This window comes from uncultured Bacillus sp. (assembly GCF_958411575.1).
In the GTDB taxonomy this organism is placed as follows: Bacteria; Bacillota; Bacilli; order Bacillales; family Bacillaceae; genus Bacillus; species Bacillus spizizenii.
Map to the genome: position 1 here is coordinate 263,768 of NZ_CATYRA010000002.1, position 14,979 is coordinate 278,746.

The 14,979-nt window shown below is 42.3% G+C and carries 14 protein-coding genes and 3 pseudogenes; 7 read left to right on the plus strand and 10 right to left on the minus strand.

Annotated elements, in window-relative coordinates:
• The first annotated feature begins 136 nt into the window (after window positions 1-136).
• The 6 genes and pseudogenes from Q5C82_RS04905 to Q5C82_RS04930 all read left to right on the plus strand — a co-directional run bounded on the left by Q5C82_RS04905 (window position 137) and on the right by Q5C82_RS04930 (window position 5,905).
• The gene (locus Q5C82_RS04905; RefSeq protein ID WP_003221273.1) at window positions 137-1,480 is read left to right on the plus strand and encodes a sodium:alanine symporter family protein; all 1,344 of its coding nucleotides are present in this window, start codon (window positions 137-139) and stop codon (window positions 1,478-1,480) included.
• A gap of 302 nt (window positions 1,481-1,782) precedes the next feature.
• Window positions 1,783-3,282, plus strand: coding sequence for a cellulase family glycosylhydrolase (locus Q5C82_RS04910; RefSeq protein ID WP_003221274.1), 1,500 nt, complete (start codon window positions 1,783-1,785; stop codon window positions 3,280-3,282).
• Between the two features lie 74 nt (window positions 3,283-3,356).
• The gene (locus tag Q5C82_RS04915) at window positions 3,357-3,620 is read left to right on the plus strand and encodes a YnfE family protein (protein ID WP_003221276.1); all 264 of its coding nucleotides are present in this window, start codon (window positions 3,357-3,359) and stop codon (window positions 3,618-3,620) included.
• Between the two features lie 297 nt (window positions 3,621-3,917).
• Window positions 3,918-4,322, plus strand: a complete 405-nt coding sequence (locus Q5C82_RS04920) for a GtrA family protein (protein ID WP_003221278.1) — start codon at window positions 3,918-3,920, stop codon at window positions 4,320-4,322.
• A 23-nt stretch (window positions 4,323-4,345) separates the two neighbouring features.
• Window positions 4,346-5,236, plus strand: coding sequence for a UTP--glucose-1-phosphate uridylyltransferase GalU (galU, locus tag Q5C82_RS04925; protein ID WP_003221280.1), 891 nt, complete (start codon window positions 4,346-4,348; stop codon window positions 5,234-5,236).
• Window positions 5,237-5,306: 70 nt separating this feature from the next.
• Window positions 5,307-5,905 (plus strand): annotated as a pseudogene (locus Q5C82_RS04930) (DedA family protein).
• A 48-nt stretch (window positions 5,906-5,953) separates the two neighbouring features.
• On the opposite strand, the pseudogene Q5C82_RS04935 reads toward Q5C82_RS04930, so the two are convergent.
• From Q5C82_RS04935 to Q5C82_RS04950, 4 genes and pseudogenes are all read right to left on the minus strand, one after another.
• Window positions 5,954-6,236 (minus strand): annotated as a pseudogene (locus Q5C82_RS04935) (oligoribonuclease); the annotation flags it as partial.
• Window positions 6,237-6,550: 314 nt separating this feature from the next.
• Window positions 6,551-6,847, minus strand: a complete 297-nt coding sequence (locus Q5C82_RS04940; RefSeq protein ID WP_230939495.1) for a hypothetical protein — start codon at window positions 6,845-6,847, stop codon at window positions 6,551-6,553.
• Between the two features lie 189 nt (window positions 6,848-7,036).
• Window positions 7,037-7,786, minus strand: a complete 750-nt coding sequence (locus Q5C82_RS04945) for an SDR family NAD(P)-dependent oxidoreductase (protein ID WP_003226641.1) — start codon at window positions 7,784-7,786, stop codon at window positions 7,037-7,039.
• 117 nt (window positions 7,787-7,903) lie between these two features.
• Window positions 7,904-8,185 carry a YolD-like family protein gene (locus Q5C82_RS04950; RefSeq protein ID WP_171017010.1) on the minus strand — a complete coding sequence of 94 codons (282 nt, stop codon included), beginning with the start codon at window positions 8,183-8,185 and terminating at the stop codon, window positions 7,904-7,906.
• A 186-nt stretch (window positions 8,186-8,371) separates the two neighbouring features.
• Here Q5C82_RS04950 and Q5C82_RS04955 point away from each other — a divergent pair.
• A pseudogene (locus tag Q5C82_RS04955) lies at window positions 8,372-8,724 on the plus strand (DedA family protein); the annotation flags it as partial.
• A gap of 48 nt (window positions 8,725-8,772) precedes the next feature.
• Here Q5C82_RS04955 and nrnB read toward each other — a convergent pair.
• From nrnB to Q5C82_RS04985, 6 genes are all read right to left on the minus strand, one after another.
• Complete coding sequence (nrnB, locus tag Q5C82_RS04960) at window positions 8,773-9,972, minus strand: oligoribonuclease NrnB (RefSeq protein ID WP_032727205.1); 1,200 nt, start codon at window positions 9,970-9,972, stop codon at window positions 8,773-8,775.
• 169 nt (window positions 9,973-10,141) lie between these two features.
• A complete protein-coding gene (locus Q5C82_RS04965; protein WP_079996379.1) occupies window positions 10,142-11,677 on the minus strand; it encodes an acyl-CoA carboxylase subunit beta in 1,536 nt (511 codons plus the stop codon).
• A gap of 10 nt (window positions 11,678-11,687) precedes the next feature.
• The gene (locus Q5C82_RS04970) at window positions 11,688-12,470 is read right to left on the minus strand and encodes an enoyl-CoA hydratase (RefSeq protein ID WP_003220177.1); all 783 of its coding nucleotides are present in this window, start codon (window positions 12,468-12,470) and stop codon (window positions 11,688-11,690) included.
• Window positions 12,471-12,487: 17 nt separating this feature from the next.
• A complete protein-coding gene (gene ldeG, locus Q5C82_RS04975; protein ID WP_003220178.1) occupies window positions 12,488-13,390 on the minus strand; it encodes a hydroxymethylglutaryl-CoA lyase in 903 nt (300 codons plus the stop codon).
• Window positions 13,391-13,404: 14 nt separating this feature from the next.
• The gene (locus tag Q5C82_RS04980) at window positions 13,405-13,626 is read right to left on the minus strand and encodes an acetyl-CoA carboxylase biotin carboxyl carrier protein subunit (RefSeq protein WP_003220179.1); all 222 of its coding nucleotides are present in this window, start codon (window positions 13,624-13,626) and stop codon (window positions 13,405-13,407) included.
• 14 nt (window positions 13,627-13,640) lie between these two features.
• The gene (locus Q5C82_RS04985; protein ID WP_003220180.1) at window positions 13,641-14,975 is read right to left on the minus strand and encodes an acetyl-CoA carboxylase biotin carboxylase subunit; all 1,335 of its coding nucleotides are present in this window, start codon (window positions 14,973-14,975) and stop codon (window positions 13,641-13,643) included.
• Window positions 14,976-14,979 lie beyond the last annotated feature (4 nt).

Sequence of the window (14,979 nt, forward strand, 5' to 3'; positions counted from 1 at the left end):
AACATCAGCCTAGGACAATAATCTTCACGAAAAAACTTCCTAATTCGACATATTGTGATATAATAAAACTCGTTATGTTAAAAAATCTAACATCAAATATGAATTCACAATGAATTGATGAAAACGGGAGGTCAATATGGAGTCTTTTTTCAACAGTTTGATCAATATTCCAAGTGATTTTATCTGGAAATATTTATTTTATATTTTAATAGGACTTGGACTATTTTTTACACTTCGTTTTGGTTTTATCCAATTCCGTTATTTTATTGAAATGTTCAGAATAGTAGGTGAGAAGCCTGAAGGAAATAAAGGTGTTTCATCTATGCAGGCGTTCTTTATTTCTGCTGCATCCCGGGTCGGTACAGGGAATTTGACTGGTGTTGCCTTAGCAATTGCGACAGGCGGACCAGGCGCTGTATTTTGGATGTGGGTTGTAGCTGCTGTAGGTATGGCTTCAAGCTTTGTTGAGAGTACGTTAGCACAGCTTTATAAAGTGAAGGACGGAAACGATTTCCGCGGCGGACCGGCCTACTATATTCAAAAAGGTCTTGGAGTTAGATGGCTCGGCATCATATTCGCTGTCTTAATTACTGTATCATTCGGTTTAATCTTTAACGCTGTTCAATCCAATACAATTGCGGGAGCGTTAGAAGGCGCATTTCATGTGAACAAAACAGTTGTGGCTATTGTTCTTGCTGCTTTAACGGCTTTTATTATTTTCGGCGGTTTAAAACGTGTAGTCGCAGTGACACAATTGATTGTTCCGGTGATGGCGGGTCTTTATATTCTCATTGCCCTATTTGTTGTATTCACCAATATTTCTGCATTCCCAAGCGTTATTGCGACAATTGTCAAAAATGCTTTGGGATTTGAACAAGTTGTTGGCGGAGGACTGGGAGCGATCATCGTCATCGGTGCACAGCGCGGGCTTTTCTCTAACGAAGCGGGAATGGGTAGCGCGCCTAACGCTGCTGCGACAGCTCATGTTTCGCATCCGGCAAAGCAGGGCTTTATTCAAACATTAGGCGTGTTTTTCGATACATTTATCGTATGTACGTCTACAGCGTTTATCATCTTACTATACAGTGTAACACCAAAAGGTGACGGCATCCAGGTTACACAGGCTGCTCTGAGCCACCATATTGGAGGCTGGGCGCCTGGTTTCATAGCAATCGCAATGTTCTTGTTTGCCTTTAGTTCAGTTGTCGGAAACTATTATTATGGTGAGACAAACATTGAATTTATTAAAACAAGCAAAACATGGCTGAATATTTACCGTCTCGCGGTTATTGCTATGGTTGTCTTTGGATGTGTAGCAGGGTTCCAGATTGTGTGGGACATGGCGGACCTCTTTATGGGTATCATGGCGCTGATTAACTTAATTGTTATTACACTGCTGTCGAACGTTGCTTACAAAGTGTATAAAGATTACGCGAAACAGCGTAAACAAGGACTTGATCCTGTATTTAAAGCAAAATGAATGCAGCCTTTTTATTTGGCGAAAAGAAGCGGAATGTTTTGATTTCATAAAAAAGTAACGTGTAAAGTCCGGGTTAAACACTTTTATATGTGGTCTACATGTATCAGCAGTATCTGAAACAAGACAAAAAGAGCAAATTGGCAGGCTTTTAAACCGCCTAAAAACAAGAAATTAGGTTGATAGACAATCATGAGAAAGATTTTTTACAATGAGTCCGTGCTACAAAAGTGAAAGGGAGGAGAGCGGTGAGTTGCTAAGCATATTTTTCACATAATGATTTAAAGGAGGAAAGAATATTCTATATGAAACGTTCAGTCTCTAACTTTATCGTATGTTTATTCATTGCATTACTAGCAATCGGCGGTATGCCTGCTCCACAAGCATCTGCAGTAGGGGAAAAAACGCCAGTATCCATAAATGGGCAACTTAGCATAAAAGGTACACAGCTAATCAATCAAGACGGCAAAGCGGTGCAGCTGAAGGGAATCAGTTCACACGGATTGCAATGGTATGGTGATTTTGTCAATAAAGACACCCTAAAATGGTTGAGAGACGATTGGGGCATTACGGTTTTCCGAGCGGCGATGTATACGGCAGACGGCGGTTATATTGATAATCCTTCTGTGAAAAACAAAGTAAAAGAAGCGGTTGAAGCGGCAAAAGAGCTTGGGATATATGTCATTATTGACTGGCATATCTTAAATGACGGCAATCCAAACCAAAATAAAGAGAAGGCAAAAGAATTCTTCAAGGAAATGTCAAGCCTTTACGGAAGCACGCCAAACGTCATTTATGAAATTGCGAACGAACCAAACGGCGATGTGAACTGGAAGCGTGATATTAAACCGTATGCGGAAGAAGTGATTCCCGTTATCCGCAAAAACGATCCCGACAACATCATCATTGTCGGTACCGGTACATGGAGCCAGGATGTGAATGATGCTGCCGATGATCAGCTAAAGGATGCAAATGTCATGTACGCGCTTCATTTTTATGCCGGCACACATGGCCAGTTTTTACGGGATAAAGCAAACTATGCACTCAGCAAAGGAGCACCTATTTTTGTGACGGAGTGGGGGACAAGCGACGCTTCCGGAAATGGCGGAGTATTTCTTGACCAGTCACGGGAATGGCTAAATTATCTCAACAGCAAGAACATCAGCTGGGTAAACTGGAATCTTTCTGATAAGCAGGAATCATCTTCAGCTTTGAAGCCTGGAGCATCTAAAACAGGCGGCTGGCCGTTATCAGATTTATCCGCTTCAGGAACGTTCGTAAGAGAAAACATTCTCAGCACCAAAAATTCGATGAAGGACAGCCTTGAAACGCCAACACAAGATCAACCCACACAGAAAAACAGCATCTCTGTGCAATACAGAGCAGGTGATGGAAGTGTGAACGGAAACCAAATCCGCCCGCAGCTTCACATAAAAAATAACGGCAACACCAGGGTTGATTTAAAAGATATCACTGTCAGTTACTGGTATAACGCAAAAAACAAACATCAAAACTTTGACTGTGACTACGCGCAGGTTGGATGCGGCAATGTGACCCACAAGTTTGTGACGTTACATAAACCTAAGCAGGGTGCAGATACCTATCTGGAACTAGGGTTTAAAAATGGAACGCTGTCACCGGGAGCAAACACAAGGGATATTCAGCTTCGTCTTCACAATGATGACTGGAGCAATTATGCACAAGGCGAGGATTATTCTTTTTTCCAATCCAATACGTTTAAAACAACGAAAAAAATCACACTATATAAACACGGAAAACTGATTTGGGGAACAGAACCCAAATAGTTCAGCTTTTGGCGGACATCAGCAATGATGTCCGTTTTCATCATCTTATACAGCAAAACAAGGAGGTTTGGGTTGTGGATGAAACATTGAAGCAGTATATGATGCTATTCAAAGAAATGAATAATGCGATAAATGGTCCGGACTATCCGGGTAAGGAAAAAGATATCCAACATCAAAAAGAACAGATCGAAGCTTACGAAAAACAGCTGCAGCAAGGTTTTTCTACAGATTATGACTACGATGTATTTGCTGACTCGGTTATCAAATGTGCATATGGCGATATGACGCTGGAAGATTTAGAAGCAATTTATTATGGATTGACAACGCCATTTTTTTGATTTGGACATTCAACAGTAAAATTTCACTTTCTGTCTCACTAACTTAAGTATACTTTTATATTGAGACAGAAAATCTTTTATTTTATTTACTTCCTAGAATATATATTATGTAAACTAAGAAAAATGAAAAACAGACAGCAGATGTTTTTCATTATCGTCCTCCCCTTCTTTTTTAATGGTTTGTTCATATTTTAGTAATCGTTTATTCAACTCTATTCTTTAAAGTGATTTGTACATAAGATGGCTTCCGCGGCCACTACTGAATTTCTTTGATTGGAGGGAAAATGGAATGCCGTTATGCTGAAGAAACAAACGACTACGCTTATACGTTTTTGTACCGTCGGCGTTGGCAACACGCTTATTGACTTTTGTGTATTTTTTCTTTTAACCGCTGTATATGTGCCATATCTCATTGCACAGGTTTGTTCTTATACGGCCGGAATCGCCAACAGTTATATTTGGAATCGGATTTGGACGTTTGAAGTGAAGAAAAAAGCCGACAAACAGGAAATGATTCGGTTTATCGCCGTTAATCTCGCAGCGTCTGGTATGACGTTTTTGCTGTTATTCGGTCTTCAAACAGCCGGATTGTCTCTTCTCATCAGCAAATTGATTGCAACTGTCGGCGGTATGATCATTAATTTTATCGGGAATCGCCTCTGGGTCTTCCGCGATCCGCTGAAAAAATCAGAGTTGATGTAAGAAAATTGAATGGAGTGAAGGAAATGAAAAAAATCAGAAAAGCCGTCATCCCTGCAGCAGGTTTAGGAACACGTTTTTTACCTGCAACGAAAGCTCAGCCTAAGGAAATGCTCCCTATCGTTGATAAGCCTGCTATTCAATATATTATTGAGGAAGCGGTTCAGTCAGGTATTGAAGATATTTTGATTATTACAGGGCGAAATAAGCGAGCGATTGAAGACCATTTTGACCGTTCCATTGAGCTTGAACAGAATTTGATTGAAAAAGGAAAAACAGATCTCTTAGACGAGATGCAGGACATTGCAAATCTTGCGAATATCCATTATATTCGTCAGAAGGAGCCCCTTGGATTGGGGCATGCCGTTTTGTGCGCAGAGCATTTCATTGGCGATGAACCGTTTGCCGTCCTTTTAGGCGATGATATTATGGTGTCTGAAACACCGGCTCTTCGGCAATTAATGGATGTATACAATGCATATGGTACAGAGGTTGTCGGTGTACAGTCCGTTCTGCCTGAGGATGTCAGCAAATATGGTATTATCAATACATCAGGTTCTCACGGACATGTATTTGAAGTGAAAGATTTAGTGGAAAAGCCTTCTCCTGAAGAAGCGCCTTCGGAAATCGCCGTGATGGGACGTTATGTGCTGAATTCATCGATCTTCCCCGTTCTAAAGTCCATTGGCAGAGGCGCGGGCAACGAAATTCAGCTTACAGATGCGCTTCGTGAGGCTTGCCGTAAGCAGCCTATCCATGCCCGGCTGCTGGAAGGAAATCGATATGACATTGGCGATAAGCTGGGCTGTTTTAAAGCGAGCACTGAAATCGGCTTAATGAGACCCGAAATGAGATCTCAGCTTTTAGCCTATTTAGAAGATGTGATCAAACGGGAAACGAAAGAAATGCTGCGATAAAAAATTGTAACCATCTTGCTCGTCAATCAGTCATATAATAGAGAAAAAGATTAGGACAGGTGTGAAGAATGTGGGCAGTTTGATAAGCGAAATTTTAACATGGCTGACGAACATGGGATATGCGGGCATTGCGATTGGCTTGATGATTGAAATCATTCCGAGTGAAATTGTATTGGCCTATGGCGGCTATATGGTATCGGAAGGCACGATTGGATTTATTGGCGCAATCATTGCGGGTGTTATCGGGGGCACCATTGCCCAGATCTTTATTTATTGGATCGGACGCTATGGCGGCAGACCGTTTTTGGACAAATACGGGAAGTACTTATTGATTAAAAAGCATCATATTGACATGTCAGAAAACTGGTTTCAAAAGTACGGCACAGGTGTTGTCTTCTCGGCACGTTTTATACCAGTTGTCAGACATGCGATATCCATTCCCGCAGGCATTGCCAAAATGCCGTTTCTCAAATTTGTGGTACTGACTGTACTTGCTATCATTCCGTGGTCTATATCCTCTTTGTTTATTTAGGCATTCAGCTCGGATGTCAGTGGGATGACGTTGAGAGCATTGCGGGCACTTATACTACGCCGATTATGATACTGGCTATTGCCGTTATCGCCCTTTATTTTGTGATTAAAAAACGTGCAGCTATATTTAAACGATAGCTAGCGGATATGCATAGGGATGATTGATTCTCCCCTATGCATATTTTTTTATCTGCGATGCTGGTTTGCCAGCTTCAAATGCTCCGCTAAAAATGCGACAAATACTTCATCCCGCACGAGCGATGCTGCATAATTTCTTTTAATGAACCATTGTTTCATTTTGTGCGCGATTTTCATATAATGCTCCGTTCGCCGATCCCTTTAGGTTATAGATATTACGGAAAGCATCTGGACGGACAGGTTCAATCCGGAATGCTTCAGCAACAAACAATTCATATACTTCGTCAGTGATTGAACATCCCGATGCCTTTGCATGCCCTCCGCCTCCGTACTCCACCCCGATTAAAGAATTGCTTGCTGACAATAGTCTTGATTCAGTTCCTGATGAATATCATCACTACGTAAAAAAATTATTACGTACGGAATATGTGGAAAACATATTACTTCTAATTATCATATTATTGATGATCACAAAACCTTTTTAACATGCAAAAAAAATGTATCAATCATCAACATGATGGTTGATACATTTTTATTTTCTACAGTTAATGGTATTACCGGCTATATTACAATGGCTGTGTTAATTTATTGATTGTAGCTTCTGCACACCTGTTACATTTAGGCGGAACGATGCAAGTTATTACCTCATTCTAGATCGTTGTAGAGAATATCTTGAATATTAGTTGAATATTCAACCGTATGCTGTGTCTGATTTTGCATATGTGTAGATTTATCGTTTAAACTCTCTGCGTTTTCCGCAATTTCTTCTACACTTCCTTGTAATTCATTAGCGATCCCTTCCACTGAAGAGATAATCTCAATTAGCATTTCTTTTTTCTTTGTACTAACAGCAGCATTGATAGCACCGATCATTTCACCGTTATCTACACCAAACTCATCGGCTGTTACGTGAACAACGGTTGTTCCCTGCTTGTTTACCATTGCATAATTCAAATAGCTCTAAGGCAATGGATCACCAGGCTTATGTCCAAAATTGAGCTCGGAGCTGGTTGAATAATAAAGGTACTTCTCCTGATCAAATACTGTTATCATCATGTCCTCACGCATTAAAGCTTTCATGTATGGGACAGATGTAATAAAAGCTTCTGCTTTATTCAAAAGCATTATTATTTATTTCGTATTTGTAAAGCCACCATCGATACGAATGACTTCACCATTGATATAGTTAGCTTTAGAAGTTAATAAGAATGTAACTAGTTCTGCTACTTCTTCTGGTGTTCCAAGACGTTTTTGTGGAATACCACTAGTTGCATTTTCTTTCATTTTAGGGTTTGCTTCATAAAATTCTTTTACCATTGGTGTTTCTGTTGGACCTGGTGCGATAGCATTCACACGCAAACCATTTTTCGCATATTCTGCCACCATACTTTTCGTAATACCAACAATAGCATGTTTAGTAGCAGAATATGTGACAACAGAATCTTGTCCAATAACACCAGCACTTGATGAAGTGTTGACGATAGATCCTCCACCATTTTTAAGCATTACTTCTGCTACATAACGAACGCCATATAATGCACCAAATAAATTAATTTCTACAATTTTCTCAATTTCTTCAATATCTGTATCTAAAAAGAATTTTCCGCTACCAGAAATTCCAGCATTATTAAAGAAATAATCAATTGTGCCAAAGTGTTTGACTGTTTTATCTACGTAATTTTTAACATCTGCCGCTTTGGAAACATCTGCTTTCACAAAAATGGCATCTACACCTTGCCCTTTTAATTGTTCTACAGCTTTAGCTCCTGCTTCTTCATTGACGTCTACGACAGAAATATTCACTCCTTCCTGAGCCAATCTGTTCGCCGTTGCTAGTCCAAGACCACTTGCTCCACCTGTAATAATTGCTGTTTTACTCATTGTTACATACCTCCATCGTATTCGGTTTTAATGACTAACTATTGCCTATTTATAATAACTCCCCATTTGAATTAAATGAAAATAAGACTTAAAATATGAAAAAAGTGTCGAAAATTCTTACATAGACAGTTTTTTTGCACATTCATTACTAAAAAATAGCTTTTTCATTTGAATAACGTGTAGCTTTTGTTGCTCACAATTAATGTAATGGACTCTGCCGGCAACATTTTCAACAAAACCATTGTTAAAAAACTTGAATTGCAACTCTTTATTAAATTCAAGTGCCTTAGAGACGAGAATATTCATTTCTTCAATTTGTTGTTCAACTAAGGATGGCTTTTCAATTTTTGATACATCAATCAAATCTTGTTTTAGCTGCGTTAAATGTTCAGGAAGCATTAGCGACGTCCACTTAATAGTTTCGCGATCTCTAAGCAATTCGACTCACTCCTTTGTTGACCTAATATTAACAGAACAAACGTTCTTTATTCAACATATAAGAACAAAATTTATATGTAAATATTGGCAATATAGGTCGCCTCCACTTATTATGAGGATGAGTAATAAGCTATTGCCCCTGCAGCGGGAAAGTGCTTATTGACTAAAAAGCATCATATTGACATGTCAGAAAACTGGTTTCAAAAGTACGGCACAGGTGTTGTCTTCTCGGCACGTTTTATACCAGTTGTCAGACATGCGATATCCATTCCCGCAGGCATTGCCAAAATGCCGTTTCTCAAATTTGTGGTACTGACTGTACTTGCTATCATTCCGTGGTCTATATCCTCTTTGTTTATTTAGGCATTCAGCTCGGATGTCAGTGGGATGACGTTGAGAGCATTGCGGGCACTTATACTACGCCGATTATGATACTGGCTATTGCCGTTATCGCCCTTTATTTTGTGATTAAAAAACGTGCAGCTATATTTAAACGATAGCTAGCGGATATGCATAGGGATGATTGATTCTCCCCTATGCATATTTTTTTATCTGCGATGCTGGTTTGCCAGCTTCAAATGCTCCGCTAAAAATGCGACAAATACTTCATCCCGCACGAGCGATGCTGCATAATTTCTTTTAATGAACCATTCTGCTTCTTCAAAAGCTGCGAATGTTTCATCCTGTGTTTCTCCGTTAATTTGGATATTCCACTCGTTGTCTAAAGGAAACAGAAAAAATCTCATTTGTGCGCGATTTTCATATAATGCTCCGTTCGCCGATCCCTTTAGGTTATAGATATTACGGAAAGCATCTGGACGGACAGGTTCAATCCGGAATGCTTCAGCAACAAACAATTCATATACTTCGTCAGTGATTGAACATCCCGATGCCTTTGCATGCCCTCCGCCTCCGTATCGACCGGCGATTTCTGACACATCGATATAATCATGAATGGTGCGCAGGCTGACTCGTTTTGACCCCATGCTTAAAATCGCAATGTAATCGAGGTGGGGATTTTCTTTTCCTAGTCTGTTTCCAAGCTCTGAATGGTACGATTCTGCGTGGACAATGCCCACACAATGTTCATGAACAAAGGTTTGCACCATTTCCCTTTTTTTTCTGCGGAGGTAGCGCTCGATTTTTGCATCTTCTAAATCAAGCAGTTTCTCTTCAAAATCATCAAAGAAAAAATCATCATGCACAGAAAGACGTTGAATCATTTTTTCTTCAAATTCATCGATTGACAGCAGAAAGAAAAGATCATTAAGCCGCTTCGCTTGTTTTTGATCATACCGTTCCCATTCCCATGTATCATATTGGCGGACGAGCTCTGTGAATTGATCTAAGGCGTTTGTCGGTTTCATAAATCCATTTTCAACGAGATAGCCATATAAAAGCGATGTGGCCGATGAGAGCCTTCCATCATCATATTCCACTTGGACAAATCCCCATTCATGCTCATTCAAATGAAGCGCTGTTTTATGATGGTCAATCAGCTTCACTTTTCCGCCTGCATGAACATACTCATTTAATCTCTCTTCGTTTTCTTCGTTGACGGCAAGATCGGTGATGAATAATGCGTCTTGTCTGTTGCTCTCTTTCACTTTTTCTAAAAAGTACTGCACTTGAGCGTTTAAGCCGTTGACAGAGTTATACCGGACCTCAACATCTTTCCCGAATGCCAATTTTGCTACGATTCCGCATCCTACTCCGTCCAAGTCGTTATGTGAATATAAATGATACATAATGTAGGCCCCTTTTTATGATGAACTGACAATTGCCGCGAGAGGTGCGGCAGCCTTTATTTACTATTCTAAAAAACATTGCGTTTTATTCAAAGTTGATTAGTTTACATAATTTTATTATTGTAAACATATAAAAGAGCGCTTTTTGCGCTCTTAAGTCCTTGCTTTTTTATACAGGATAAACCGGATGCTTTCGATTGGTAAATGTCATTTCTTTTGTCATGTATGCCTTGAGCCGTTTAGCCAGCTCATCACGCAGCGAATTGGCTGGGATCACGGCATCAATGATCATTTCTGAAGCCAGGCGGTAGATATTGATGTCCTCTTTGTATTCCTCCCGTTTGCTGCTGATAAATGAGGCCCTCTCTTCTTTGGGCAGCTCGGCGATTTTTTTAGCATAGACGGCGTTTACAGCTGCTTCAGGGCCCATGACGGCGATTTGGGCGGTTGGGAGCGCTAAGCAGCAATCCGGTTCAAATGCAGGCCCTGCCATTGCGTACAACCCCGCTCCGTACGCTTTTCGGACAATGACAGAGAGCTTTGGAACAGTTGCTTCCGACATCGCTGAAATCATTTTTGCGCCGTGTCTGATAATGCCCGCTTGTTCTACCTTTGTGCCGATCATAAAGCCGGGGATATCCGCTAGGAACAGCAATGGAATATGAAACGCGTCACATAAGGTAATAAATTTAGCCGCTTTGTCTGCTGAATCGTGGAATAAGACGCCTCCTTTTATCTTTGGCTGATTAGCAACAATGCCGACAGGCTGTCCGTGAATTCGTGCGAGGCCCGTTATTAATTCCGGTGCGAATAAAGCTTTGATTTCAAAAAATGAATCTTCATCAATAACCCGCTCAATCAGCTCATGCATATCAAAAGGCGCATTTTGATTTTGCGGAATGATATCGGCAAGCGGGATATCGAAGTGTTTTGGCGGGCGTTTCTCTTGCATAGGCGCTTTTTCTTGATAATTAGCCGGAAAATACGATAAATAAGCCCGTGCCAGACGTATGGCTTCTTCTTCAGTTTCTGCAAGAATATCTCCGCAGCCGGAGATTGAGCAATGCATACGGGCCCCACCCATTTCTTCGAGAGATACTTTTTCGCCAATGACCATTTCCGCCATCCTCGGCGAGCCTAAATACATGGAGGCGTTACCCTCTACCATAACGACAATGTCACAGAAGGCCGGAATATAAGCGCCCCCTGCCGCAGACGGTCCGAAAAGCAGGCAGATTTGCGGAATGCGTCCCGATAATTTGACTTGATTGTAAAAAATTCTTCCTGCACCACGTCTCCCTGGAAATACATTGATTTGGTCGGTGATTCTTGCGCCAGCCGAATCGACTAAATAAATGAGCGGGCAGTTTAATTTTTCGGCTGTTTCTTGAATTCTGATGATTTTTTCTACGGTTTTTGCTCCCCATGAGCCTGCTTTTACTGTTGAATCATTAGCCATGACGCAAACGGTTTGGCCGCCGATTTTGCCGATAGCCGTCACCACTCCATCAGCGGGAAGCCCGTCTGACATACATTCCGCAAAAAAAGCGTCTTCGAGTTCGATGTCATCGTCAAACAAACGAGCAAGCCGCTCTCTGACAAAGAGCTTGCCTTTTTCTTGGTTGCTCTGATGATACTTTTCCGCCCCGCCTTTTCGGATCCGTTCGGCCCGTTCTGATCGTTCCTTTTCATAATCCATGAGCATTGCCTCCCTTTTATATTCCCTTATATATGGCCCGTCTTTTTTCTTGAAACGCCTGAAGCCCTTCTCTCCTGTCTTTTGTCGGAATGGTATGTTCATATGCTTTTTGTTCAATCGCCAGACCTGTAGCAAGATCTGTCTCCAACCCTTTATTGATTGCGAATTTAGCCTGGCGGACAGCGATCGGCCCGTTGGCAGAAATGGCTGCGGCCAGTTCCTCTGCTTTTGGCATGAGGTCACAGGGAGCCGTGACATGCTCTACAAGGCCAATTTCTTTTGCTTCGTGTGCGGTGACGCGGCTGCCTGTATATATTAATTCTTTTGCTTTTCCTCTGCCAATCAGCCGGGGCAGCCTTTGGGTCCCTCCAGCGCCTGGGATAATAGCTAACCCTGTTTCCGGAAGGCCCAGCACAGTTGATTCAGCTGCGATTCGAAGGTCGCATGCCAATGCCAATTCAAGCCCGCCGCCTAATGCGATTCCGTTTATCGCAGCTATGACTGGCTGCGGCAAGGCTTCAAGTAAAGCCGCCGTTCTTTGAATGAGAGTTACACTTTCCAGAACCTGATCTTCTTTCAGTTTTATCCGTTCTTTCAGGTCTGCCCCCGCGCAAAACGCTTTTTCACCGGTACCTGTGAGGATGACGCAGCGGATGTTCGAGTTGAATTCAATTTCCTGAAGAATCAATTGCAGGTTTCGAAGCATTTCCGCTGAAAGAGCATTTGCCGCCTGAGGCCTGTTTAAGGTGATCAACGCAATATGTTCATTTTGGACAGTAAAAAGAATCGATTCTCCCATTGTATTTGCCCTCTCTTTTATGAAGATGATTTAAATACCTGTAAATTTCGGCTTGGCAGCTGTTTGCCCATTTTTTCTTCTATCCATTTGGCTGCGGATAGCAGTTTATCAAGATTTACATTTGTTTTGATGTCCATCTGTTCAAGCATGTATACGATATCCTCAGTTGTAGCGTTTCCGGACGAACCTGGAGCATATGGACAGCCCCCAAGTCCGCCTGTCGAGCCGTCGAACACAGTGATGCCCATTTGGAGAGCTGTGACCATGTTGGCCAGCGCCGTTCCTCTCGTATCATGAAAATGCAGGGCAATTTGATTGGCCGGGAATCGTGCCAAAAGAGCTTCAAGCACGGTTTCCACTTGGGCGGGATTTGCCGCTCCGATCGTATCTCCAAGCGATAGTTCAGAAATCCCGAATTCAAATAGAGCTTCAGAAAGGCGGATGACTTGTTCAATGGAGACATCTTTCTCGTACGGACAGCCGAAAACGGTTGAGAGGTAGGCTCTTGTTGAAAGGTTTGCTTTTTTTGCGTCATCGTTTACTTGTTTGAGAATATGAAGGGTTTCAGTAGTGGATTTGTTGATGTTTTTTCTGTTGTGCGTCTCACTGGCGGACATAAATACGCAAGCTTCGTCAATGCCTCCTTCAAGCGCATTCTCCAGCCCCTTTTGATTCGGGACAAGTGCCGCGTACGTTACCCCTTTTGCACGGTCGATGCCTTTTGCCACGTCTATAGCATCTCGAAGCGCCGGAATCCATTTCGGATGAACGAAGGATGTGATTTCAATATACGGTAGCCCTGTCCGGGATAGCTGGTTGATCCAAGCAATTTTATCTTCTGTTTGTATCCATACGGGCTCGTTTTGTAAGCCGTCACGCGGGCCGACTTCTCTGATTTTCACTTTTTTAGGATATGACATGGTCTTCCTCCAGATTATTGAGTGGAATCGCTCAATTCGAGCAACACGTCACCTTCATTCACAAAATCGCCTTCGTTTTTTTTGACTTCTTTTACGGTTCCGCTTCTGTCCGCAACGATCGGGATTTCCATTTTCATTGATTCCAAAATGGCAACTTCCTGGCCTTTTTCAATGTGGTCGCCGGCTTTAACGTGCACTTTCCACAGGTTGCCCGCCATTTGTATAATAACCGTCATGACAACTGCCTCCTTTATAGGTGTTGTTTCAAAAAGTCAGTCGTGACATTACCTTCTTTAAATGCTTTTGATGCCGCAGCCTGTATGAGAAGCGGAAGATTTGTTTTGATTCCCTCTATCCGATAGTCGCGGAGCGCTGACTCCAGCTTTTCAATTGCATCCGCTCTGGTTTGGCCTTTGACGATCATCTTGGCGATCATCGGGTCATAAAAAGGAGTAACGGTGCTGTCTTTTGCGACCGCACATTCGTGTCTGACCCCTTTTTGGTCAGGGAGTGAAAACGCAGTGATCGTACCTGGTGACGGATAGAAGGTCTTGGGATCTTCTGCGTATATTCTGACCTCTATCGCATGCCCGTTTCGTTTAATGTCTTGCTGGGAGAATGTGAGTGTATGGCCCGCAGCAATCCGTAACTGCTGCTCAACTAAGTCCAGGCCCGTTATTTCTTCAGTCACGGGATGTTCAACTTGCAATCTCGTATTCATTTCGAGGAAATAAAAGTTTTGATTCGGGTCAACTAAAAATTCGATCGTGCCTGCATTTGTATAGCCGATCGCTTTCGCTGCTTTTACGGCCGTTTGCCCGATCTTCATTCTTAGTTTATCGTCTAAAAATGGTGACGGCGCTTCTTCAATGACCTTTTGATGCCGCCTCTGAACAGAGCAATCGCGTTCAAACAGGTGTATTGTATGGCCGAAATGATCGGCTAAAAGCTGAACTTCGATGTGGCGGGCATGTTCAATAACTTTCTCTATATACATCGACCCGTCACCGAAAAAATCTGCTGCGCGCTTTTTGTTCCCCTCGTACGCCTTTCTTAATGCTTCCTCGTTTTGAACAAGCTGCATACCGATGCCGCCTCCGCCCGCTGAAGCTTTCAGCATGACAGGATAGCCGATTTGACTTGCAGTGCGGCAAGCTTCCTGAATGTCTCCGAGGGATTCGGAAACACCGGGTACTACAGGGACACCTGCCGCTTCCATTGCTTTACGTGCTTCAATTTTGCTCCCCATCTTTGCGATGATATCGGGTGCAGGGCCGATAAACACGATGTTTTCTTGCTTGCAGCGTTCAGCGAATCGGCTGTTTTCTGATAATAACCCGTATCCCGGGTGGATGGCATCGGCGTTTGCTTTTTTCGCTGTCTCTATGATTCTCTCTATATTTAAATAACTTTCACTGACTCTTGATTCCCCGATCAAATAAGCCTCCGTGGCCGCCTTTGTATGGGGAGCGTCTCTGTCTGCTTCAGAATAAACCGCGACCGTTTTGATGCCGAGACGGCTGCATGTTCGGATAATTCTCATTGCAATTTCTCCGCGATTGGCGATCAGTACTTTTGTAAACATGACT

Excerpts from the sequence above, each read along its gene's own strand:
- nrnB (WP_032727205.1), bottom strand. The coding sequence starts at position 9,972 with ATGTATCATTTATATTCACATAACGACTTGGACGGAGTAGGATGCGGA.
- Q5C82_RS04980 (WP_003220179.1), bottom strand. The coding sequence starts at position 13,626 with ATGACGGTTATTATACAAATGGCGGGCAACCTGTGGAAAGTGCACGTT.
- Q5C82_RS04985 (WP_003220180.1), bottom strand. The coding sequence starts at position 14,975 with ATGTTTACAAAAGTACTGATCGCCAATCGCGGAGAAATTGCAATGAGA.
- Q5C82_RS04910 (WP_003221274.1), top strand. The coding sequence starts at position 1,783 with ATGAAACGTTCAGTCTCTAACTTTATCGTATGTTTATTCATTGCATTA.
- Q5C82_RS04940 (WP_230939495.1), bottom strand. The coding sequence starts at position 6,847 with ATGGTAAACAAGCAGGGAACAACCGTTGTTCACGTAACAGCCGATGAG.
- Q5C82_RS04950 (WP_171017010.1), bottom strand. The coding sequence starts at position 8,185 with ATGCTTCCTGAACATTTAACGCAGCTAAAACAAGATTTGATTGATGTA.
- galU (WP_003221280.1), top strand. The coding sequence starts at position 4,346 with ATGAAAAAAATCAGAAAAGCCGTCATCCCTGCAGCAGGTTTAGGAACA.
- Q5C82_RS04970 (WP_003220177.1), bottom strand. The coding sequence starts at position 12,470 with ATGGGAGAATCGATTCTTTTTACTGTCCAAAATGAACATATTGCGTTG.
- ldeG (WP_003220178.1), bottom strand. The coding sequence starts at position 13,390 with ATGTCATATCCTAAAAAAGTGAAAATCAGAGAAGTCGGCCCGCGTGAC.
- Q5C82_RS04965 (WP_079996379.1), bottom strand. The coding sequence starts at position 11,677 with ATGCTCATGGATTATGAAAAGGAACGATCAGAACGGGCCGAACGGATC.
- Q5C82_RS04945 (WP_003226641.1), bottom strand. The coding sequence starts at position 7,786 with ATGAGTAAAACAGCAATTATTACAGGTGGAGCAAGTGGTCTTGGACTA.
- Q5C82_RS04905 (WP_003221273.1), top strand. The coding sequence starts at position 137 with ATGGAGTCTTTTTTCAACAGTTTGATCAATATTCCAAGTGATTTTATC.
- Q5C82_RS04920 (WP_003221278.1), top strand. The coding sequence starts at position 3,918 with ATGCTGAAGAAACAAACGACTACGCTTATACGTTTTTGTACCGTCGGC.